General features: G+C 64.3%; 28 protein-coding genes. 9 read left to right on the forward strand and 19 right to left on the reverse strand.

Annotated elements, in window-relative coordinates; genetic code table 11:
* Positions 1–84: 84 nt before the first annotated feature.
* Positions 85–684 (forward strand): hypothetical protein, encoded by a 600-nt coding sequence (locus tag AB0P23_RS24130; RefSeq protein ID WP_037186477.1) that lies wholly within the window; start codon positions 85–87, stop codon positions 682–684.
* A gap of 76 nt (positions 685–760) precedes the next feature.
* Here AB0P23_RS24130 and AB0P23_RS24135 read toward each other — a convergent pair whose 3' ends face one another.
* The 7 genes from AB0P23_RS24135 to AB0P23_RS24165 form a co-directional block, all read right to left on the reverse strand.
* Complete coding sequence (locus AB0P23_RS24135) at positions 761–1000, reverse strand: hypothetical protein (protein ID WP_139278553.1); 240 nt, start codon at positions 998–1000, stop codon at positions 761–763.
* Between the two features lie 115 nt (positions 1001–1115).
* Complete coding sequence (locus AB0P23_RS24140) at positions 1116–1667, reverse strand: hypothetical protein (RefSeq protein WP_015586183.1); 552 nt, start codon at positions 1665–1667, stop codon at positions 1116–1118.
* 140 nt (positions 1668–1807) lie between these two features.
* Positions 1808–2320, reverse strand: coding sequence for a hypothetical protein (locus tag AB0P23_RS24145; protein ID WP_363799645.1), 513 nt, complete (start codon positions 2318–2320; stop codon positions 1808–1810).
* A 327-nt stretch (positions 2321–2647) separates the two neighbouring features.
* A complete protein-coding gene (locus AB0P23_RS24150; RefSeq protein WP_363799647.1) occupies positions 2648–2890 on the reverse strand; it encodes a hypothetical protein in 243 nt (80 codons plus the stop codon).
* Positions 2887–3735: a hypothetical protein gene (locus tag AB0P23_RS24155; RefSeq protein WP_008720684.1), complete on the reverse strand. Its 849-nt coding sequence runs from the start codon at positions 3733–3735 to the stop codon at positions 2887–2889. Before AB0P23_RS24155 ends, AB0P23_RS24150 begins: the two co-directional genes overlap by 4 nt.
* A gap of 86 nt (positions 3736–3821) precedes the next feature.
* Positions 3822–3986: a hypothetical protein gene (locus AB0P23_RS24160; RefSeq protein WP_157226229.1), complete on the reverse strand. Its 165-nt coding sequence runs from the start codon at positions 3984–3986 to the stop codon at positions 3822–3824.
* Between the two features lie 457 nt (positions 3987–4443).
* Positions 4444–4611 carry a hypothetical protein gene (locus AB0P23_RS24165; protein ID WP_198289539.1) on the reverse strand — a complete coding sequence of 56 codons (168 nt, stop codon included), beginning with the start codon at positions 4609–4611 and terminating at the stop codon, positions 4444–4446.
* A gap of 564 nt (positions 4612–5175) precedes the next feature.
* On the opposite strand from AB0P23_RS24165, the gene AB0P23_RS24170 reads away from it, so the two are divergent.
* Positions 5176–5937 carry a hypothetical protein gene (locus AB0P23_RS24170; RefSeq protein ID WP_363799649.1) on the forward strand — a complete coding sequence of 254 codons (762 nt, stop codon included), beginning with the start codon at positions 5176–5178 and terminating at the stop codon, positions 5935–5937.
* A gap of 412 nt (positions 5938–6349) precedes the next feature.
* Complete coding sequence (locus AB0P23_RS24175) at positions 6350–6607, forward strand: hypothetical protein (RefSeq protein WP_363799650.1); 258 nt, start codon at positions 6350–6352, stop codon at positions 6605–6607.
* A 354-nt stretch (positions 6608–6961) separates the two neighbouring features.
* Here AB0P23_RS24175 and AB0P23_RS24180 read toward each other — a convergent pair whose 3' ends face one another.
* The gene (locus tag AB0P23_RS24180) at positions 6962–7330 is read right to left on the reverse strand and encodes an STAS domain-containing protein (protein ID WP_008720689.1); all 369 of its coding nucleotides are present in this window, start codon (positions 7328–7330) and stop codon (positions 6962–6964) included.
* Between the two features lie 586 nt (positions 7331–7916).
* Positions 7917–8405, reverse strand: a complete 489-nt coding sequence (locus tag AB0P23_RS24185; protein ID WP_363799652.1) for a hypothetical protein — start codon at positions 8403–8405, stop codon at positions 7917–7919.
* Positions 8406–8749: 344 nt separating this feature from the next.
* Here AB0P23_RS24185 and thrC point away from each other — a divergent pair, with 344 nt between their 5' ends.
* Complete coding sequence (gene thrC / locus AB0P23_RS24190; protein WP_363799668.1) at positions 8750–9790, forward strand: threonine synthase; 1041 nt, start codon at positions 8750–8752, stop codon at positions 9788–9790.
* A gap of 328 nt (positions 9791–10118) precedes the next feature.
* Positions 10119–11057, forward strand: a complete 939-nt coding sequence (locus AB0P23_RS24195; protein WP_358373954.1) for a GGDEF domain-containing protein — start codon at positions 10119–10121, stop codon at positions 11055–11057.
* 147 nt (positions 11058–11204) lie between these two features.
* On the opposite strand, the gene AB0P23_RS24200 is transcribed toward AB0P23_RS24195, so the two are convergent.
* From AB0P23_RS24200 to AB0P23_RS24230, 7 genes are all read right to left on the reverse strand, one after another.
* Entirely contained in the window at positions 11205–11792 is a 588-nt protein-coding gene (locus tag AB0P23_RS24200; protein WP_363799654.1) for an alkaline shock response membrane anchor protein AmaP, read from the reverse strand.
* Entirely contained in the window at positions 11789–12229 is a 441-nt protein-coding gene (locus tag AB0P23_RS24205; protein ID WP_363799656.1) for a DUF6286 domain-containing protein, read from the reverse strand. Before AB0P23_RS24205 ends, AB0P23_RS24200 begins: the two co-directional genes overlap by 4 nt.
* Positions 12230–12472: 243 nt before the next feature.
* On the reverse strand, positions 12473–12838 hold the full coding sequence (locus AB0P23_RS24210; protein WP_052063198.1) for an Asp23/Gls24 family envelope stress response protein: 366 nt from the start codon (positions 12836–12838) through the stop codon (positions 12473–12475).
* 61 nt (positions 12839–12899) lie between these two features.
* Entirely contained in the window at positions 12900–13079 is a 180-nt protein-coding gene (locus tag AB0P23_RS24215; protein ID WP_032375671.1) for a hypothetical protein, read from the reverse strand.
* A 109-nt stretch (positions 13080–13188) separates the two neighbouring features.
* Positions 13189–13491 (reverse strand): hypothetical protein, encoded by a 303-nt coding sequence (locus AB0P23_RS24220; RefSeq protein WP_008720704.1) that lies wholly within the window; start codon positions 13489–13491, stop codon positions 13189–13191.
* Complete coding sequence (locus AB0P23_RS24225) at positions 13488–13826, reverse strand: hypothetical protein (RefSeq protein ID WP_008720706.1); 339 nt, start codon at positions 13824–13826, stop codon at positions 13488–13490. The genes AB0P23_RS24220 and AB0P23_RS24225 overlap by 4 nt, the downstream gene beginning before the upstream one ends.
* Complete coding sequence (locus AB0P23_RS24230; protein WP_363799657.1) at positions 13823–14296, reverse strand: Asp23/Gls24 family envelope stress response protein; 474 nt, start codon at positions 14294–14296, stop codon at positions 13823–13825. The genes AB0P23_RS24225 and AB0P23_RS24230 overlap by 4 nt, the downstream gene beginning before the upstream one ends.
* Before the next feature lie 207 nt (positions 14297–14503).
* Between AB0P23_RS24230 and AB0P23_RS24235 the strand changes: the two genes are divergently transcribed.
* The 4 genes from AB0P23_RS24235 to AB0P23_RS24250 all read left to right on the forward strand — a co-directional run bounded on the left by AB0P23_RS24235 (position 14504) and on the right by AB0P23_RS24250 (position 17789).
* Positions 14504–15085 carry an RNA polymerase sigma factor gene (locus AB0P23_RS24235; RefSeq protein ID WP_363799659.1) on the forward strand — a complete coding sequence of 194 codons (582 nt, stop codon included), beginning with the start codon at positions 14504–14506 and terminating at the stop codon, positions 15083–15085.
* A complete protein-coding gene (locus tag AB0P23_RS24240) occupies positions 15082–15585 on the forward strand; it encodes a hypothetical protein (protein WP_008720712.1) in 504 nt (167 codons plus the stop codon). Before AB0P23_RS24235 ends, AB0P23_RS24240 begins: the two co-directional genes overlap by 4 nt.
* 114 nt (positions 15586–15699) lie before the next feature.
* Positions 15700–16509: a GAF and ANTAR domain-containing protein gene (locus AB0P23_RS24245; RefSeq protein ID WP_363799661.1), complete on the forward strand. Its 810-nt coding sequence runs from the start codon at positions 15700–15702 to the stop codon at positions 16507–16509.
* 548 nt (positions 16510–17057) lie between these two features.
* A complete protein-coding gene (locus tag AB0P23_RS24250) occupies positions 17058–17789 on the forward strand; it encodes a hypothetical protein (RefSeq protein ID WP_008720716.1) in 732 nt (243 codons plus the stop codon).
* A 356-nt stretch (positions 17790–18145) separates the two neighbouring features.
* On the opposite strand, the gene AB0P23_RS24255 is transcribed toward AB0P23_RS24250, so the two are convergent.
* The 3 genes from AB0P23_RS24255 to AB0P23_RS24265 form a co-directional block, all read right to left on the reverse strand.
* Positions 18146–18640, reverse strand: coding sequence for a hypothetical protein (locus AB0P23_RS24255; RefSeq protein WP_358373969.1), 495 nt, complete (start codon positions 18638–18640; stop codon positions 18146–18148).
* A complete protein-coding gene (locus tag AB0P23_RS24260; protein ID WP_363799664.1) occupies positions 18637–19416 on the reverse strand; it encodes an EAL domain-containing protein in 780 nt (259 codons plus the stop codon). The genes AB0P23_RS24255 and AB0P23_RS24260 overlap by 4 nt, the downstream gene beginning before the upstream one ends.
* A gap of 492 nt (positions 19417–19908) precedes the next feature.
* Positions 19909–20128 (reverse strand): helix-turn-helix domain-containing protein (locus AB0P23_RS24265; protein ID WP_363799666.1); only part of this gene is annotated, 220 nt, incomplete at its 5' end.

Here is a 20128-nt window from a genome sequence, read left to right on the forward strand (position 1 = left end):
CTTGTATTGGGCTGTGCCGCGATCGGGTGCCCCATCAGCGATTTTTGGCGTGCACGTCCACGCAAGAGAGACTGGGCATGGTCCATGGCCGTAGCGCTCGGCCTGGTCGCCGTCCTTGCTCTGACGAGTACCCACACCAACGTGGATCTGGGCTCGCTGCCGGCATGGGTCTCGGCAGGTGGTGCTCTGTTCACCGCCGCAGGCGTCGTACTCGCCCTCCGGTCGTACCAATCGACGCGGCATTCGGACCTGGAGGACCAGGCGAACCAGGTCCGACTACTGCACATGCTCCCGTGGCCCGACGGCCTCGACGCGAACCGAAAGCAACAGTGGCGCACAGAATTCACCAATCGCAGCAAGGACCCGCTGTACGAGATCGAAATTCACGGCTTCCGCGCCCAGGTCGAAGACGACGCTGACGCGGTGAATATGCGGGCATTCGCAGAGACAGCCCTGTCGGAGGACACACCGATCAGATCGGGTGGTTGGCGTAGGCAGGCCGTGCTCGAGGCGGGTGAAACGTTCAATATCCGGTGGGAATCGGACGATCCCGCCGAGCAGAACCCGGCTCCCGCATTCGTTAGCATCTGGTACTCGGCAATGGACGCCAACGGCCGCTACTGGAACGTCGTCGACAACAACGAACCCGAGAAAGTGCCCCGCCCGTCCCGTCGCCTCGGATGACACGAGCAGTGCTCACACCCCCAGCCGCGGAAGCACACTCGACGGTGTCAGCCCTCTGCTTCTCCCCCTGGGCGGCTCAGACACCATCCGAGGTAACCGGAAGAACGTCGAACTCAGCGTCGCGGATCACCGATAGATCGAACGCGTCCGAACCGTCGATCGGTGCAACGAGAATCGTCTGACCCTCATCTGGGGCTGTGATGATCCGCCCCCACTTCTCAGGCTCGTAGCGGACGAGCCCGAAGCGATAGTTCCCGAGGTGACGGCCTCGGGCGGTGACGACACGAGCCGGGTCGATAAGCATGTTCGTAGCCATAATCGCACCGTACCCGAACACGGAAAGCCATAGTGCACAACACCATCAAGCATCAAAGACCTGCCGAACAGTGGCAAGTTGCTGGTCGAGTTGTGTTCGCGATGACCCGAGGCTTCTACCGTCGAAATCCCCGCCGAGGGTCACGTGGCTCGTGTCCGTCCATGGCCGTGAACCACGTATCGCATGGAAAGACACGTAGACCGTGTGCCGCTGTCGCCGGGTGATAGAACACCTCGACATCGCGGTCGCCCATCAGAACGTCTGTGACGGCGTCCCAGTCGACGTCCCGCGGATGGGACGCCAGTACGGCAACATCGTCGCCGTACACCTCATCGGCTAGCGCTGCGGCGGCTTGGGCGATGACGATCATGAGCGCGAGCTGTTCGGCGATCGTGTGAGGCCGGGGTAGCCGACCGGCGTCGAGGTCCTGAGCCAAGTCGTCGAAAGATCGGGCCATCTGACGTCGCCACAGAGCGGACTCGGCGAATGTGCATTCGGGAAGTCGGTTCAACAAATACCACCACCGCACCGTGTCGACCGGATCATCACCGCGCTCCTCGACGTCGTCGTACGCCATGTCGGCGCACACCCACGCGTGGATCCGCAACAACTCCCGCTGCCGATCAGTCAGTGAGAACCGCGGCACAAACTCGATGACATCGCCCATGGTCGTCCATGCTGCCCGCCCCAGAACTGATCTGCGCACGGATCGACCACATCCGCACGTCGACCCGTGCATGCAGGAATACGCGCACGTCTGCATGCAGATCGGATACCACGTACCAGCCAGGGTCACTCGGCAGTGAGCTACCAGGACAGCCGGAAGCTCCTCAGATCATTCGACTCGATGGTGTCACCGTCCCACGCGAATCGATCGTCGGGCAGTTCAGCGTGTTCGGTCAGTTTCTCGAGGTGGAGCGCCTTGCTGTGATCGCGGCTGCTTAGGCTCGCGATGAGGCCGGTTCCATCGTCGATGACGATTGTCGTGGTGAGTCCAGTGGGCGATGTCAGCTCGGTCGACCATGCCGGACGGCCAGCGTGGTCGATCGCCGTCGGGCCCTGGGTGACGTGCTGAGGTGGTGTGCGCCGAGTCAGGAGTGAACGCGGGCCGAAGAGATCTCGCGGGGTGAACAGTGCGCCGAGGCGGATCAGGCTGGTGGTGCGTTGGTGGACCATCTGTCCATCGATGCGGGCGACGGGGACCGTATCAGTGGAGCTCGACGATGAGTAGACGATCTCGCCATTGCGTTCGACCCACCAGCGGTCACCCCGGCCGTAGCGGAACTCGAAACGGTCGTCGACGAAACCTGTGTCGGTCACACCGACAACGTGCAGCGAGCCTGACATGTTGAGGTCGGTCGCCGCGGCATTGCGCGCTGTGAGTTGTTGCCACGTCCGGACATTCACCGTCTCGAATTTACACCTGGCCTCGTTCGCTTCGACCTCCCCGAGCAGGGGCGCACCTTCCAGCCGGCGGCACGCTTCTCCCGGGCAGGCGATCGAGTCCGCACACAGCCGCAGGAGTCGTTGATCGCAGGCAGCCTCTAAATCAACCTTGGACAATAGACACAAGATGAACGACCGTCATAAGAGGTCGAGTCGCCCCATCTTGTTGCCCGTGGGTATCGAAAACGTCACGCTCGCAAGTCAATCCCCCACACTCGTCCGGGCCCACGCGAACAAGGTTCCCTCGACGATGGTGTCCATGGCCAAGCCCTCGGCTCTCACTTTGAGAGCCGTGGTGTCGCGAAAGCGTCCGCCACCGGATCGACCGATCGCGAGCGCCACATTCACTTTCACCGACATCGGTGGATCGACAATGCGGCGGGTGGGTGGCTCGAAGGTGGTGGGCCAGGAGTCGAAGATGCCGGCGGAGTTGTCGGTAGTCATTGCGCGGCCGCGAGTGGTCGTCGGCCGGAGAGGTCGCCGGCGGGCGCGGGTGTCCAGCGCAGACCGTGCTCGCCGAAACTTGGGGCGGTGAGGGTGTAGCGGCCGGTGCGGTGCTGCGTTCCGCGGCCGTGGACGGCGGTTTCGAGGGTGATCGACCGGATTCGACCTCTCCCCTGCTCGATGCCGCCGTAACTGTGGACGGTCGATGCGATGGTGAGATCGATACCCGGCATGTGTCCGTCCGTCAGGATCAGAATGCTGCCGTGCCGACGATTCCTGGCAAGCAAAGCTCTTGCGCGCGTGGGTGGTACGTCACGGCCGTGCACGGTCGTCACGACCAAATCTACCCCGTCGAGACAAATCGAGGCGGCGTCGAGAGGGTCCGTCGATCCTGGATTCACAAGATGAACTTTTGCGAGATCGCCACCGTGTTCGTGGACAGCGAGCAAACTCAGCCTCGGTTGGCCGATGAGGGCGACGTGATGGCCGGCGGCGGACGCTTCGGCAATAAGGGCGATCATCATCGATCCGGCGCCGGTGACGGTGATGGCGGTTCCACGGGCGAGGGCACCGCGTGGGAGCAGTTCGGCCAGTGGACGGGGCACGGGCATGGTCCGCAGGGTTTTGCCGCGTACAGCGGCGATGAGCGGTTCCGGATCGTCGTCGACGACCGGCGTGACCCGATCGAGGGGTTCGACCCGATCGGGTGCGGTGATGGTGGGCAGGTCGGCAAGCGCGTGGTCGCGGCGGCCACCGGGGACGGTGGCCATCCGGCGACGGAGGACGTCCAGCTGGGCGCTCTTGTCGAGTCCGGTGAGATCTTCGATCGCGTCGACGGTGGCCATGGGATCGACCTTTCGCCGTGCCGGTAGGAACTACCGCCAGAGTATCGAACACCCGTTCGAGTTGTCGAATGTGCTGGTGAGGTCGGTCAGCGGGGAACGGCGTGGCCGTCGAGGTCCGCCGAGGTGAAGGTCCAGGCGAGATGCCGGTACAGGCCCAGGGTGCGTTTGACCTGGTCGAGAGCTGTGACGACGGTCGGGTGGTCGGGGTCGTGGCCTTCGTCTCGGACGGTGGCTCGTTCGTCGTGGTCCATACCTGTTTGGACGCAGCCGGGCTCTAGTTGGTTCCGGCAACAGTCATTCGCGTGAATGACTGGACGAGCATGGAGTCCGACCAGACGGCGCACTGAACAAGGCCAGCGCCGCCGCGACGATCGTCCGCAAGGAATGGCTGACGAAACTGTCGCGTTTCGTTAACCTGGAGTAGGTGCCCGCTCTTCAAGGGTCAGGGTGTGCGGCCGGCCACCGAGTTCGCTTCGATGACGGGGGGCCTCGACGGTGTCGTTCGCAGTTAGGCGCGCCAGCGGCGAGAGGATCGGCTCCATCGTAAGCTTTACCTTGACAACTGACCGACCGACCCGAATGGGTCACCGTCGCCGCCGGCTAGTTGTTCAGCACCGGGATAATGCCTTCGTTCCTTCTCACCGGCGCTAGGGGCTTGAGGTCGGAGCAGGCATCGACAGACCGCGGTGCAGCCAGCTACGACCGTCCTCAAAATTTTTCGATGGCGATTGGAATACCGCGCCCGATCGTGATGAACGACTGCCCCGAAAGCTGGAAAAGACCCTCGACCTCCTTACCCAGTTCGTCGAGCAAATCTTTGCCGGTCGTGTCATCGACCTCGAAGGTCACTCCGTCGTAACGGATTCGGTAGCCCATTGTGATGTCCTGTCGTCGATGCCAGCGGTCCGAGCCGTGAATGCCGCCGCATATGCAAGGCTACTTGCCAGCTCCCCGCTTCATAGCCGAAAGCGTCACCGACGCCGGTCAGCACACCGGTCTCCACGATGTCGCGCTTGTCTGGGTCCACCACACGCCTCCCTGTCACGAGAGCAGGATGAGCGATTGCGCAGCTGGTCTTCTGACTCGAAATATCAGTAGACCAGGGGCATTCACTCGCAAAACGCCAGCAGAGTGTGCAGTCGCCTGGCTGGTCGACCTAACCGATCGAGTTCGGTTGCGCACGGGCTTGCCTCCTCGACGGTCATTCGTCGAACTTTCTAGGCTGGCACGCTCCTCGGGTCAGCCCCGCGATCGGCGAGAAGCCGGTCGTGTTTCACATTATGTCGTGCAATGCTGCAGGCAATTGTTGCACCACTGGCAGAGCGGGCATCGTTACCGACGCGCGGGGGGGCTGTTTCAGGCTCTCTGCCCGGAGCATTGATCCACCCTCGGACGGTGTGGCGGCACTCGACGCACCGTGCATCGTCCTACAGTTCGATCATGAACTCGCCCAACACAGGTGGCGTTGATCGGCAAGGTGCGAGCAGACTCGAGGTCACGCGCACTGCGGGCGGTGACGACAACGGAGACGATGTGGTCGTTCGTGTGACCTTCGGAACCCGCTCTTCTCGGCTCGGCGGTGGCCACAAACAGGTCGGGGACCCGAATCGTGGTACCGATCTCGATGACGACGAGGTGTTCGAGGGTCTGGTGATCGAACTGACGCCGCGACAGCGCCGGTTCGTCGAAGTGGCTGCATGGACTCTCGCCGACGATGTCTACGATGCGATCGAAGATTTTCGCCGCCACCCTGATCTTCATCGCCGCCCCGAGGAGGCAGCGCACGGCATTTCGATTCTCAGTGAGTTCCCTCCCCTGACGTGGAAGCAGTCGGCGTCCTGGTGGCGTCAGCAAGCCCGATGCTTCGACGATCTCGCACTCGAGGCTCAGGCCGGTATCGACCCGGATCCGGTCTGCACCGGAGAGGAAATGGCGCTCCACCTGGTCCTCGGTCGAGCACGGGCAATGGCCACCGACGAGTCCGATCGCCGTATGGATTTGGTCGGCGACATCGCCGCGCACGACAACGACAACGACTGGGAAGGTCCGCTGGACTTTCTGTTCCAGGACCACGATGTGCTCACATTGTTCGACAATGACACCAAACCGCATCCTGGTGCAGTCAATCTCGTTCCCGCGGAATGGTTCACCCCGTTCGTCGACATCGAGTCCCGGAGGCCCGATCGCGGCTTCCGACGCTGACAGCCCACCCCGGCGGTAGGTAGATCCCGGCGATCCACGGGGCCGCGCACCCGGCACCGCGTTGGCAAAGCCCCGTAGTTCTCGGTTTCGAACCAACGTGGCCCGAGACATCGACAAGTGAGCAAGCGTGCGCAAACCAGGAGTGGAAGCCATTGATTCCAAATAGCGGGGATGGGCTCGTTCCGATACGGAAAGGCGGTGAAGTGGAGTAACACGGCCCGGCCTGCCCTGCGATGTACAGGACACGTGCGTTGTTGCCTGCGACTGTTCGCAGGTTCTGCAGCACGTGTGGATTGCCGGTCCGAGAGGTGGCCCGGCAGTCGTTGTGCCCGGTGCCTGGAAGAGGTTGCCGGGCACACAGACAGCCCTACCGCATCATGCAAGGTCAGCGGTGGGGCTGTTCTGGTTTCTCGTGAGCGCTTGTCGCCGTACCGCGATGATTCGGTCGGCCGACGAATCGTTCTTCGGTGGTCGAGACCATTGCGCCGATGCCATCGGTCAGGATGCACCGCACGGTGAGGTTGTCCCCGAACAGGGTGCGGTCCGCAGCGACCAGGAACAGATCACATCGCAGTCGATCGTCACCGCGGACGGGTCGGTGTTCGCGGCCACGGTGACCGACATGTTCGAGCAGATAATCCCCGACGTCCTCGAACAGATCCAGCAGTAGTCGGGCAGCCTCGCTGCGACCGATCACAGCTGACGGATGCGCGGCGGTCGTGCTCGGACATTCGTAGGCCGCGATCGACAGTGAAGTGTGCTCGCCGTGCAACCGGTCCGGCACGAGGTTCCCCAGCACAAGCCCGACATCGGTTAGTTCGGATCGTCGGTGAGAACCGAGCAGCGCGCTCAACTCTCGTAGCGAGGGCGTGCGGTCTGTGCTGCAACCGGAGTTCGCGTCGGTCATCTGGCAGGGCCGTCTTGCCGCACGGGGTCGGACCTGTTGTGTGAGTGAACGGTCATGATCACCGATATGGTCCTGCGGTCATGGCACGTACTTCGTCTAGTGACCTGGCACTTTTCGTCACGGCGTCAGCGATGTCAGGGCGTCCGCGAGGTCGGCGTGCAGAGCGAAGGTCTCGTTCAGCCCCATCAGTATCAGCGGCCGACTCGTAGTGGGACCGTCGGCCACCACAGCGAACTTCGAGACCCCCTGCACTCGCAGGTGCGCGTCGATGAGAACTGTCATGGAAACCGCGGCGAGGAAGGACACCTTCGTGAGGTCGATGATCAGGGCCGATGGTGTGGCCTCGGCGACTGCGGCATCGATCGACACGATCAGGTCTGGGGTGGTGCGCAGGTCCAGGTCACCGCGTACGGACAGAACGGTTGCAGTTCCGACTCGTTCGACTGCGATGTCGAGAGGGCCGGAACCGGCCGCGTCGTTCTTCATGACACACTCAACACCTTTCACCTCGGCTCACCCGAAGTACCTGCACCAGAAGACATCCTATCCATGGACCCGATCCGTGAGCCGCGGATTCCATCGACGCCCGAGCCGTAGTGAAGACCGTGGGTCGTTCGGTCCACCGCAGATCAGCCGACGACCGCGGCGCGCCGGTACATTCGTACCGGAACCGGTGCACGCAAGTGTGTGCAATGCTCGAGATCAATACACCACCCGGCTTCCTGACCTCGATGTTGCACACTCGGTCGCTGCGCTGCGGGTCCGTAGTGTAATAGGCAGCCGCGCTCGGACACCCGCATCTACCGGGCACCCCACACCCACACTCCGGCACGGGTCATAGGTTCGCGTCTGTTCTCGCTCGGGACCGTCGTCTGGACGCCCGTACCGACCGGGTCACCTGAATCGCTTCTCCGACAACGAGAACGAACAGTGCGCCGATGAGCACGATCAGGGACACTGCAACAACGCCAATCAATACCGGATACATCGGATTATGAGGCCCTTCCTCGACTTCTTCGCCTGCTCGAACCTTCTTCCCTGGACGGGCGTCGCCGCGTCCGACGACAGTTGGTCATCGCCCGATGGGGAGTGACCCTGACAACTTCCGGCTGCGTGCAGGCACACGTGTACGTGTACGCGGGTGTCGGCGAATCCGGTGCAGCAGTATCAGTCCGGTGATCATGCCCGCGGCGACGATACCGATCAGTAGCCCCACCTGCTGTGACCGCACGGCGTCGGAGGTGTCAGCAGTGCTGACATCGTCGAGCTGCGCTTCGGCAGTGGACTGCGCACCACCGACAACGTCACCGTTCCGAGCCGCGTGGTGTGCAGCCGAACCGACTCCGTATCCGGCTTCACCGGCGGAGCCGCCGACCGTCCGGCGGCCATCAGCAGTGGGTTCGATAGGTTCGGTGGGGTCGACAAGTGCATGCCTGCCTTCCCCTGATCGGGGGTGCTGGACACCGCTCGCTGCGCGCGCTCCGTCGCCGGTTGCCGGTCCCGCCGACTGCTCGGCTGCCCGCTGGGCGACGTGGTCGTCATCGCGTTCTCGATCCGGCATCGGGGGCCTCTTTCCTCGAAATTCTTCTGTACACGGTAGGACGCCCGCGACGTCGAGGACCGAACCTCCCGAGGCAGTGATATAGGACACAGTTCGTCGAGGTGAGGCCCGCCTCGCCTGCCAACGATCTCCGCCGATGCGCCCTGGCCGGGCTGCTTCCTGCGCGATGTCCGAGGTTTGCCGGTTCGATACAGGTCGGTACTCGGCGTCGCGGAAAGTTCGTGGTTCTCCGTTCGGTTTCGGCTGGTCCGCTCGTCGGTATCGACGTGACCAACAATCATCGTGAGTCTGCCGCAGCCGTATCGCCTTCGGGTTCGCCGCCGCATCCTGTCCGGCCTTGCGGGGTGATCGCCCGGTTCGGTGATCTGGTCTCCCACGCCGATGCAGGGGAGGTGGTCAGCCTCGGTGAGGGCTCGACCCCGCTGCTGCATGCACGGTATCTGTCGGATATCACCGGATGCACGGTGTACCTCAAGGTCGAAGGGGCCAATCCGACCGGATCGTTCAAGGATCGGGGGATGACCACAGCGGTCACCGCGGCCAGATCGCGCGGCGACCGGCTGCTACTGTGCGCTTCGACCGGTAATACGGCGGCCTCGGCGGCAGCGTATGCCGCACAGGCCGGCTTGGACTGTGCGGTGCTGATCCCCCAAGGGCGTATCGCGTCGGGAAAGCTTGCCCAAGCGCACATCCTCGGTGCCCGCATCGTGCAGATCGACGGCAACTTCGACGACTGCCTCACCGTTGCTCGGTCGTTGGCGGAGACATTTCCGACCGTGGGTCTGGTCAACTCGATCAACCCGGACCGTATCGCCGGCCAGAAAAGCGCCGCCTACGAAATTTGCGACACTCTCTCGCAATCGCCGCAGGTCCACGTTCTGCCTGTCGGCAACGCCGGCAACATCCACGCCCACTGGCTCGGATACAGCGACTATCTCGGCGCAGGGATCATCGACTCACGGCCACGCATGCTCGGGGTCCAAGCCGCAGGTGCCGCGCCCCTGGTCACAGGATCGGTGGTCGAGAACCCGGACACCATCGCCACCGCCATCCGGATCGGTTCGCCGGCGTCGTGGCAGGCCGCGCGTCGCGTGCAGAGCGAATCGAACGGAATGTTCTGCGCTGCCACCGATGCCGAGATTCTCGACGCGTATCGTCTGGTCGCCCGAGCCGAGGGCATCTTCGTCGAGCCATCCTCGGCCGCGTCGATCGCAGGGCTTGTGCAAGCAGTGCAGAACGGGTGGATCGAACCGGGATCGCTGGTCGTGTGCTCGGTCACCGGTAACGGGCTCAAAGACCCCGAGGTCGCCCTGTCCAGTATGTCCGAATCCGTCGCTGTGGTCGCCGACCCGGAAGCCGTTGCCTCTGCGCTCACCCTGACTTGAGGCACCCACACCGCCCGCAGCGTCTCGCCCCGTGCGGCTCGAGTCAGCCCCGGATGTGTCGTTTTCCGAGTTCCCGTGCCTGGTCGGGACGTCGTTCGCGCTGTCTACGACCGGATCACCTGCAAGAATCTTGGGCGATGAGCGCTCGTTCGTGCGATAACCCCATGGCAGGGATCCGGCGGTGACCGGGTCGCCGCCTTCCGCGCGACCCTTCAGGGCCTCGGATTATTCCTGGATCGTACTGTTTCTACGATCCCGATCACTGCAACGACCGGCGCAGCTCGGCGTAGCAAGTGGCTGCATCGCGTTCGGCGTGTGGGCTGTGTTCATGATGGCCAGCTCCCTGTGCCCGGTCTCACCGGTCGCCGTGTTCGTCCTCGCGGCGGCAGCGTCGAGCACTTTCGTTGCGGCGGGATGCTGGATCGCCCGGCCATGGCCGTCGGAGCGGGTATCGATCGTTTTCGTCGCCGGGGCGGATCTGATCATCGCTGCATCACTGTTCACTTTCACCGAACCTGCCGCAGCGTCGCCGGGCACGGGATGGTTCGCCTTCATCGGTGTCTACGTCGCGTTCTTTCACGGCGCGCGGTTGTTGATCGTGCACCTGTGCTGGGCTGCGGCTGTCACGGTGGTGCTGTTCGCGTTGTCGCTGTGGACCACCGACATCGACCTCTGGTTCTACATCTCCCGGCTGGTGGTGCAACTCAGTGTGATCGGCGCAGCTCCGATCTTCACCCAGATCGCGGAGGGTGCGCTGCGCCGAGGTGCGCACAATTCCCATCACGATCCATTGACGGGATTGCTCAATCGTCGCGGCTTCCGCGCAGCCGTCGGCGACCGCATGCGGCCGGCTTGTCCGACCGCAGCGAGAGTAGGTATTCAGGCGGTGCTCATGATCGATCTCGATCGATTCAAATCTGTCAACGACACCCACGGGCACGATCACGGTGATCGAGTGCTACGCCGGATCGCTCGCATCGTCACCGAGGCATGTTCGGACTCGGAGCTGGTCGCCAGGATGGGGGGTGAAGAATTCGTGGTGGCCACCAGCCTGCCGGTAGCCACGGCCACCGATCTGGCCGAACGGATACGGCAGAGCATCGATCGGTCGGGCACGGTCACCGCCAGCGTCGGGCTGGCCTCGGCCGCACCCAGCAGGACCGTGCCGGGCGCGTCCGACATCGACGACTTGATCACGCGCGCCGACCAGGCGATGTACCGGGCCAAGAAGTCGGGAGGAAACAGAACAGTCTGCGACGGACCCTGAAGCCGCGCATGCGGCCATGGACGTCCACCACGACGTCTGCCTGCCGACAGGGACCGCTACTGCCGCGGTCATCTGCGCAGCAGACGTGGGTCAGGTCCAGCACATCATTCCTGAGCTGCTCCCGATCGCGGGCGCGCCGCGCGTCGCTCAGCTGACGCGGCGACCATTGTGTGCGGTCTTGGCTATACGTATACGGGTGCACGTGGCGAGCGAAGGGTCCCCGACCATCGACACTGCGTCGCGGCACACCGCATCGACTGCAGCCGCGACGGCTGCCAAGTCGTCGGGAGAGTCTGCGGTGACCTCGAAGTCGAATGTCCGGACTCCGCGGTCGATGATCGCTGCACCGTGTGCAGAGTGGATGTCGGCGCGTTGCGCGAGCACACGCGCCGCACCGGCTGCAACCTGACCGAGGTCGGCGCAGAGTCGACCCTCCGGTCCGCTTCCCTCCAACTGAAGTGTCTTCGCCTTCGGCGCGGCAGTATGCAGGGTGAGCCAACGCAGACCCGACAGAACCAGAACAGCCCCGATCGCTGTTGCCGCCCAGGGCCACCAGGGGGCCTGCGATGCATTCACCATCTGCGGCGCGGTAACCAGCTCCGGCAACCCGCGCAGCGTTTCGATGTTCCATACCGACGCTGCTGCCCACACTGCTGCTCCGGCACCCACCGCGATCAAGACCAGCCCGAGCAGAAAGGTCGCGAGGCGGTCCAGTGCGATCGATGTGCGCGTCATCGGGTTCCTCCGGTGCGGGTGCGGACAGATACTTTCGGTACCGGCGTCAGCGATGTCAGTGCGGTGCGTACCGCATCGGCGACAGCGCCGGGTGTCGCTGCGTCGCCGGTGGTCTCGACCTGGATGGCGACTTTCGTGCGGGTTGCACTCGTGCGCGCGGACAACACCCCGGAGACCGATTCGGCGGTGATCGAGGAAATCCGGGCAATATCGGACGGTTCGATGAACAGTGCTGTGGCCGAATCGATGTCGACTGCCTTCGTGCGCCTGGGAGACAGTGAGGTCAGCACCAGCCACAATCCGATCAACGCGGCCACGATGCCGGCGGGAATCATCGCGCCTGCGGGGCTCAGACCATCGATCGAGTCGATGGCCGCGCCGGTCCAGGACCGGCCGGAGATCCAGCCGGCGGCGACTACGCCGTCATGGATTCCCACGGCACCGACGCCGATCAGCAGTACTGCGATCAGGGCGGCCGGTGTAGGCGGCAGTGGGTACGGCGCGGGGGGTGCGCCCCGGCGCCGGATCGAACACCGCGACGTTGTCGAGGTGCGTGCCCGCTTGGGGGTCGGCTTCGCTGTCGGATCTGTCGGTCGACGCGGGGAGAGCAGCGGTGCGCCGCGCGGCGCCGGCGCCGGGGTCGGGGTCAGGGTCAGGGTCGATGAGGTTGTGCCGGGGGCTCATGTCACTCTTTCCACTCTGATATCGCCGTTCACCGTTGGTTCGGTGACCACGACGGCGACGCTGACATCGACGCCGTCGACGGTCAGACCTGCCCAGGTCGACAGCGCGTGGGTGACGTTCGCGCGTACTGCCGCGGTCACAGTAGTGAGCGGCTGCGGCCACTGCACCGCGATGTCGACGGTGGCACGCACGTGGTCACCGGACACGCTCACGTCGACCCGCGGCAGTTCGCGGCCGGTGAGCTTGTCGAGTCCGCCGGCGTGAGTGCGCACTCCTGCGGTGTCGAGGGCGGCGCGGACGGCGAGATGCTGCGCGACCTTGTCCTTGACGGTCAACGTGCCGCGGTTCGATGGCGCTGCCATCTGACGCCCCTGTCCCTCTCGCGACCCCTCCGACGCGAGAGGGCTCGAGGGATGGGCCACGTCAGCCACGGCCGCGGCCTCGTAGGAGTGCACCGAGGTCCAGTTCACCGTCGCGGTGGGCACCGAGTGCATAACCGGCTGCGCCGAGCAGTAGGGCGAGGACGAACCCGACGAATCCGCCGGCCGCAGCGGCGATCGCCAGAAGCAGGCCGGCGAGCAGGCCGACTGTGGAAGTAGTCATGATGGTGATCCTTCGTCGAGTGAAGCAGCGTGGATGGACATTCGGGCCTGATGGGCAGGTGATGATTCGAGCCGGAGGCCTGCAGCAAGCGCCTTGTCAAGGGCTGGTGTCAGGGGCTGTCGATGCGGCGTATACGTAGTTGTCGCACCCTGACGATGGCGCGGATCGGGCCGCAACTGGTGCGGTGCACCGCGGTGGTGGTGACGACACCGGCGCAGTAGACACCACCTCCGTACGCGGCATCGATCTCGGCGAACGCGCGAGCGAGCGCCGTCGCCGATCCCCCGACGTCGGGGTGCAGTGCCTGCGCTGCACTACGTCGGGCGGTGCATCGGTCGCCGTGGGTCAGCCATCTCCCCACATCACCGGCGTCACTGTCCGGGGACGGTAGGGAGCACGCCGGCTCCGTCACGGCCGCTCGCGTGCAGGTCCGCTGTCGACGGGTTCGGCTGTCGACCCCGGTACGACGTCCTCGACCGTGACGTCGACCGTGCCGCCGGTCAGAGCGGACACGACGCTGCGGACACGGACGGCGGTGTCGCGGACCGAGGCGTCGAAGACGATGCTCACGTGCACTTCGGTGACATCACCGACGGTGCGGATCCCCGGCACTCGGCGACCGGGTAGGTAGGTTCCGACCTCCCCGAACATTCCGGGATGCAGGGCTGCGACGCCAGGGACCGCGCGCACCGCTGCAGCGAGCAGGTCGACCTCGTCAGCGCCCGCGGGTTGCTTCGCCGAAGTCACTGCACCCGGGTGATCGTGGACTCTTCACTGTCCTTGTCATCCGACTCGTTGTCGAGGTGTACGTCGTGGACAGCGATGTTGACTTCGGTGACCTCGAGGCCGGTCATCCGCTCGAGTGCTGCGATGACGTTGCGGCGAATACCGGCGGCGAGGTCGGCAATGGCTACTCCGTACTCGGCGACGATGTCGATGTCGACGGCGGCCTGCTTTTCTCCGACCTCGACCGAGACACCCTGCGAGTGGTTGACCGACGCACCTGGAATGCGGTCACGCAGGACACCGACGACGCGGGATGCGCCCCCGCCGAGGTCGTAGACCCCGTGTACCTCGCGGGTGGCAAGCCCGGCGATCTTGGACACCACCGTGTCGGCAATCGATGTCTTGCCCTGACTGCTCACCAGAGCCGAACTACGCGATGAGCCTGCTTCGTCCGTGGTGACTGCGGGTGCGGTGGGCGTGGTGCTGGTCATCGAAAATGGTCCTTCCGAGGGGAGGCAAGTGGGCGTACATCAGGGAGGACGGATCGAACCTGCCGGACCGGACACCGGCTTGATGTGATCTAGATCACGTTTGAGGTCGGGGTCGCGGGTGTAGATCTCTGTGGACGGGCCAGCCGACCTCGGTGCGCCGCACTTGCCTCATACCCACGACGGCGTCGATGGGACAGGAGTGCCGCGATGACACCACGCTCTTCTCTGCCGTCGCTATCTGTCTCCTCCGAGGTCAGTGACCGTGTGTTGGTCGACGCTGCGGTGGCCGGGGACCGCACCGCGTTCGAGACCCTGGTTCTGCGGCACGGCCCTGTGCTGCATCGATATGCGCGGCGAATGTTGCGTGACGAGGGCGCGGTCCACGAGGTCGTACAGGACACGTTCGTCTCGGCGTGGCGACAACTGTCCAGCTTCCGAGGCGACTCCGCGGTGCGGACCTGGTTGTTCGCCATCTGCTCGCGCAAGGTGATCGATTCCACCCGCGTCAAACATGCCCAACCTGTCGACGACAAACTGCTCCAGCCCCTCGCGGATCCCCGGGCGGTCGACCCGTTCGAATTCGCCTCCAACGCGGAGTTCGTCGAGGCACTCGAAGCCGCACTCGCCGAGCTTCCTCTGCGTCAGCGTGCATCATGGGTGTTACGGGAAATCGAGGGGCACACTTTTCCGGAAATCGGAGCCGCTCTGGGATTGAGTCCCGATGCTGTGCGGGGCCAGCATCGTCGCGCCCGCGCGATGTTGAGTCAACGACTGATGAGGTGGCGATGAACGACGATCCTGTCGCTGCATTCTGGACAAGAGCCTTCACCGTCCTGCGAGAGCTACCCGAACCTGGGTGGGACCGAATCGCCGGCGCGGTGGTCGACGCCGTTCGCGCCGCCCCGCGCGGAGGCTGGCCGATCGACATGAGCGAGACCGGGGTCAGCGATGACACCTCGGCCCTCGGAACACTCGCGGTCAGCGATCTCGTTCTTCGCGGCGCGATCGCACGTGCAGTGCGTCTCGACGAGATCTGCGTCCCGCGTGTCATAGAGGTGCTCACCGACAATGCTCACCTGCGCACGATCAGGGTCGAACTCACCGCCCGATACGGCAGCGAACTCGACATCCTCGCCGACCGAATCCGCCGCACCGTACTCGATGTCGTCGACGACATCATGGGTACAACTCCGGTCGGCTCCGGAGACGGAAGTAGCTCTACCCGCGGCGGTCCTGCGGTCGATGTCGCAGTCACCGACATCGTGGACGGCAATCCGCTGACGTCGTGACCGGCGGTCAGCCGCCGCCTATTTTCGCTTTCTACGATGTACTTCCAGACCGACCATCACTCCCGTGCCGTCTGGCGTCGCTTCACCTCCACGCGTGTGCTTTCATCAGGGGCCATGGACAACACCGATGCCACCAGCGCTTCCATCCTGGCCGCCACACCGATCGGTGCCACCGACGACGCCTCCGATATCGCCACAGCCGCCGCCAGGCAGGGCCTGGACCCGGCGCAGCTCGGAGCGATGCTCATCGCGCTCGGTGGATCGATATCCGACGAAGACGATCTGGTCGTGCTCCTGCAGCGCATCGTCGAGGTCGCCGCCGACGCCATCGACGGCGCGGACAGTGCCGGAGTCACCATCGAACTCGGCGGCAGCATCTACACCGCAGTCCACACCGACGATCGCACCCTCGAGGTCGATGCTCGTCAATACGCCGCAGGTGACGGGCCCTGCCTGCACGCTGCCCGCAGCGGCGAGATCGTCTTGGTCGATGTCGATCACTGCGAGCAGCGCTGGCCGGGGTTCGCCGCCGACGCCGCACGCGAAGGCATCCACTCGTTTCTCGCAGCGCCGCTGCGTACCGCGGACATCACTCTCGGTGCGCTCAACCTCTACGGCCGCGCGCCCGCAGCATTCGACGCACTCGACGCCGACGTCCTCGATGTGCTCACCACCGCCACCGCACGCGCGATCGGTGACTACGCACGCTTCAAGTCCGCATCCGAAGTATCGATCGCTCTGCGCGAAGCAATCGAACATCGTGCGCCCATCGAACAGGCCAAAGGCATGCTCATGGCATTGCACCGCATCGATGCCGACGCCGCGTTCGCGCTCATGCGTTCCCAATCGCAGACTTCGCACCGCAAACTCCGCGACATCGCCCACGACATCATCGACACACTGACCACCACTGCACCGGGATAGTTGCTTCGCACCCGAGATCCGCCGCGCCCGACCCCGATGTCAGTGTCAGTGTCAGTGCCATGCCCCGGCATGTCCGCCGGTGTCGGCTCCAGAGCAGTATCCAACCGCTCATCGGCAGGTACGAGCTGCGGCATTGTCTTCGGCGGCGACACCCCGACCCTGCAATGCTCTCGACCTCGTCGAGCTACAGCCGTCGCTCGAAGCCCAGCAAGCGACCACATAATGTGATCTGTATCACTATTGCGTACGGTGTGGGTCGCTCTCGTCGTCACACAACAGGTCGGCTTCGAACGCGATGGCGTCGCGCACCTCCAGATTCGGGGGGTGCCCGGGGTCGACCGCGAAGCATACTCCCCACTGGGGGCCGCTTCGCCTGTGTGCGGCGCGCACCGACCGCCCCGCGCACACCGCCCTTCGGTGACAAGTCGCAAAGTCATCACCTGCACGTGTCGCTGCCGAGTTCATCCTCGGTTCTGCGGTTACGCAGGCTCGACGCGTGACCCCTTGCGGTTCGTCACCGTTCACACGATCAGAAAGTACTGGAAACTATGTCCGAAGCACTCAACAACGCTCTGTCGACCATCGCAGAGTTCGTGCCCAAACTGCTGCTGTTTCTGGTGATCCTGGTGATCGGAATCGTCCTCGCCAAGGCCATCGGAAAAGCTCTCTCGGCCATCCTCGAACGCGTCGGATTCGACCGTGCGGTCGAACGCGGCGGAGTGAAGAAAGCACTCGAGAACAGCAAATACGATGCCAGTGACGTCGTCTCGAAGATCATCTACTACGCCTTGGTGCTGTTTGTGTTGCAGTTGGCATTCGGGGTGTTCCCCGCTAATCCGATCAGCGTGCTCCTGAGCCAGATCATCGCGTTCCTCCCGCGCCTGATCGTGGCCATCATCATCATCGTGGTTGCCTCGGCCATCGCAGCCGCAGTACGTGAGCTGATCTCGAACTCCCTCGGCGGACTGTCCTACGGCAAGACCCTCGCCAACATCGCGTCGGTGTTCATCCTCGGTTTCGGTGTCATCGCAGCTCTCAACCAGATCGGTGTCGCCACCACGGTCACCACGCCGATCCTGATCGCCGTCCTGGCCACACTCGGCGGGATTCTCGTCGTCGGTGTCGGCGGCGGACTCGTCCAGCCGATGGCCAAGCGCTGGGAGGGCTACTTGACCAAGGCCGAGGACGAAATGCCCCGGATCAAGGAACAGGCCGCCAACGCGCCCTCTGTAAAGCAGCAGGCCCAGCACGCCAAGAACGAAGCACAGCACCGCTACTGATCGACCGGCATGCACCTCGGTGCGTGGGTAGACATCCACGCACCGAGACCCCGCCGCCACGCGCGCCGTTTCACGTCATGCGGTCAACCTGCCACATCGACGACAAGTCACCGACGGCACGCCGATCTGCGGGCTGCCGGGTCGGCGCGGTGCAGTGTCCGGTCGACGATCGAACGCTCCGGCAGATGCTCGACCCTCCCACCCGCGAACGGACCGATCGCCACGAGCTCGAAATACACCGTTCTCGACTTGTGCAGCGCCGGTTGTGAGGGTGTTACGGACGTCGGCCCGAGTACTACCAGTTGAGTGCATGTCTCGCCGAGACATCGGCGTTGAGCACGGTTGAACTTCGAGTCTCAGCCCAGCCCGCTGGACTTATGCGGTTCGGATGCAGGTTCGGTGGGACTCGTACTGTCCACGATCAGCCTGTGTGCAGCAGTGCAGACCTGGGCTGAATCGACGGTGAAGAAGTAGCTCCATTGATTCGACGACGACGCTGGAGCGTCGGGGTCGAGCGGGCGAGCGACCAGGGCGCAGTAGAACCGTTGGCCGATAACGGCGATGGCACCGATTCTTTCCGAAGGTTGAACCAGGTCAGCGTGACGTACCCCGTCGGTGGCGGTGAACAGTGCACGAGGTGCGCCGAGTGCCTTCACATACGGGTGCTTGCGTGCCAGATGCTGCAGCGTTCGCGCCATGTCGGCGGTGCACAAGTCGGGTTCTCGGAATGCGATCACGATCGTCAGAGTTTCGGTGGTGGTCATTGCGAAGTCGAGCAGGTGATCGGAGATGAACGTGAGCAGCGAGATCGACGTCGTGTCGGTGGCGCGATCGTCGAGTATCTCTGTCAACGGTCTCGTCGCAGGAGGGCGTGGCAGCATAGGAAAGGACGACGTCGGGGATGCGTCGAGGGGGCGGGCCGCCCGAGGTGAAATCCTTGTCCGTAAGCGGCACCCCACGCGATTGCCTTGTCCTTCTGTCTCTCGGTTTCGATTCCTTCGGCGATGAGTGCGACATCGAACCGGCTCGCGTAGGCAAGGACGGCGAGCAAGGTGGCGAGCTTGTCGCCGGGGAGGTCGTCGTCGAGCAGCGATCTGTCGAGTTTGATCACCTCGGGTGCGAGAAGGGGCAGGACCACCATCGAGTCGGGGTCGGCACCGACGTCGTCGAGAGCGATGATGATGCCGTCGCGCCGGAGTCGGTCAGCGGACCGGAGCAATCGCGCCGGGTCGGTGAGCAGGGAGCGTTCAGCGAATTCCGCGACGGGCCGAATCTGCGAGCCGCCTGATCGCAACAGTTCGCTGAGGCGGCGGGCCGAAGTCGACGAGTTCTCGGAGGACATTGCGTCGGCTTCTATGTTGACGAACAACGTGCGCGGCGGGTGGTCGGCGGGGGTGAACTGTGCCGCTGCAGCAACTGCTGAGGCTATGCATCTACGGTCCAACTCCTCGGCCATTCCCATCGTGCGGGCGATGTCGAAGATCTGTTCCGGCGACGTGTCGGGGAAGGCCGGCCACCTGGTCAGTGCCTCGTGGGCAACCACCAGCCCGGTCCTCGAGTCGACGATCGGCTGAAAAACTGAGCTCAGTGAGCCGAAACGCTCATCGAAGTCACCGTCGACGCCCAACTTTCACCCCATGTTCTCGATCCCCGTACTGCACGTGCACAGAAACTGTCGTTGCCTGTGCCGAGGCACGCAGGGCGTTGTCTGCTTACGGACTTTGCCGGCTCTTCCCAGATGAGGGTGTAGGTCGGCCGGGCGCGTCGGTCCGCAGGTAGACGTCGAGGTCTCCCGACGATGGAGGTTCCTACGCCATCCATCCGAAAGACCTCGACGTGTCCGACGCTACCCCGCCGGCCGGCTTCGGCCGCCCTGACCTGACCGCCTTCGCGGCTCATCCCAATCGACCCTGATCGGGTCTGCTGACCCCTCGACGAGAACGCAGCGACATCACAGCCACCCAACCCCGACCGTCCGGGAAGCCGGGGCACGTCACATGGCCTGTGCTGCGGGCGTGTCGAGTGGGTCGTCCAGGGGCGACGCAGGAGCGTCGACGCGACGTGCTGAGAGGTGGTTCCAGTCGAGCGCTAGGACACCGGCTACAGGCATGGCGATAGGTCAGGAACGGCATCGCTCCCTGCGCAGGAGGGAGCGCAGAGTCTCGGCGTTCGCGTAGCCGACCCGTAGCGCGATCTCGGCGGAGGTGAGGTCCGTGGTTGCTGAGAGGTGCCGAGCTCGTTCGATGCGAAGCCGTTGGACGAAGCCGAGCGGAGTGAGGTTGAGCGCCGCACGGACTCGTCGTTCGAGGGTGCGCCGGCTGGTGCCGAGCGACTGCGCG

Origin of the sequence: Rhodococcus sp. NPDC077669 (assembly GCF_040686915.1) — a bacterium.
Taxonomy (GTDB): domain Bacteria; phylum Actinomycetota; class Actinomycetes; order Mycobacteriales; family Mycobacteriaceae; genus Rhodococcoides; species Rhodococcoides fascians.

Bases quoted from the DNA above. Each gene is read 5' to 3' on its own strand.
- AB0P23_RS24185 (WP_363799652.1), bottom strand. From the start codon at position 8,405: ATGCCGGATCGAGAACGCGATGACGACCACGTCGCCCAGCGGGCAGCC.
- AB0P23_RS24170 (WP_363799649.1), top strand. From the start codon at position 5,176: ATGAACTCGCCCAACACAGGTGGCGTTGATCGGCAAGGTGCGAGCAGA.
- AB0P23_RS24215 (WP_032375671.1), bottom strand. From the start codon at position 13,079: ATGACTACTTCCACAGTCGGCCTGCTCGCCGGCCTGCTTCTGGCGATC.
- AB0P23_RS24200 (WP_363799654.1), bottom strand. From the start codon at position 11,792: ATGACGCGCACATCGATCGCACTGGACCGCCTCGCGACCTTTCTGCTC.
- AB0P23_RS24130 (WP_037186477.1), top strand. From the start codon at position 85: ATGGCCGTAGCGCTCGGCCTGGTCGCCGTCCTTGCTCTGACGAGTACC.
- AB0P23_RS24195 (WP_358373954.1), top strand. From the start codon at position 10,119: ATGATGGCCAGCTCCCTGTGCCCGGTCTCACCGGTCGCCGTGTTCGTC.
- AB0P23_RS24210 (WP_052063198.1), bottom strand. From the start codon at position 12,838: ATGGCAGCGCCATCGAACCGCGGCACGTTGACCGTCAAGGACAAGGTC.
- AB0P23_RS24250 (WP_008720716.1), top strand. From the start codon at position 17,058: ATGTCCGAAGCACTCAACAACGCTCTGTCGACCATCGCAGAGTTCGTG.
- AB0P23_RS24135 (WP_139278553.1), bottom strand. From the start codon at position 1,000: ATGGCTACGAACATGCTTATCGACCCGGCTCGTGTCGTCACCGCCCGA.
- AB0P23_RS24150 (WP_363799647.1), bottom strand. From the start codon at position 2,890: ATGACTACCGACAACTCCGCCGGCATCTTCGACTCCTGGCCCACCACC.
- AB0P23_RS24165 (WP_198289539.1), bottom strand. From the start codon at position 4,611: ATGGGCTACCGAATCCGTTACGACGGAGTGACCTTCGAGGTCGATGAC.
- AB0P23_RS24155 (WP_008720684.1), bottom strand. From the start codon at position 3,735: ATGGCCACCGTCGACGCGATCGAAGATCTCACCGGACTCGACAAGAGC.
- AB0P23_RS24235 (WP_363799659.1), top strand. From the start codon at position 14,504: ATGACACCACGCTCTTCTCTGCCGTCGCTATCTGTCTCCTCCGAGGTC.
- AB0P23_RS24140 (WP_015586183.1), bottom strand. From the start codon at position 1,667: ATGGGCGATGTCATCGAGTTTGTGCCGCGGTTCTCACTGACTGATCGG.
- AB0P23_RS24245 (WP_363799661.1), top strand. From the start codon at position 15,700: ATGGACAACACCGATGCCACCAGCGCTTCCATCCTGGCCGCCACACCG.
- AB0P23_RS24240 (WP_008720712.1), top strand. From the start codon at position 15,082: ATGAACGACGATCCTGTCGCTGCATTCTGGACAAGAGCCTTCACCGTC.
- AB0P23_RS24180 (WP_008720689.1), bottom strand. From the start codon at position 7,330: ATGAAGAACGACGCGGCCGGTTCCGGCCCTCTCGACATCGCAGTCGAA.
- AB0P23_RS24160 (WP_157226229.1), bottom strand. From the start codon at position 3,986: ATGGACCACGACGAACGAGCCACCGTCCGAGACGAAGGCCACGACCCC.
- AB0P23_RS24230 (WP_363799657.1), bottom strand. From the start codon at position 14,296: ATGACCAGCACCACGCCCACCGCACCCGCAGTCACCACGGACGAAGCA.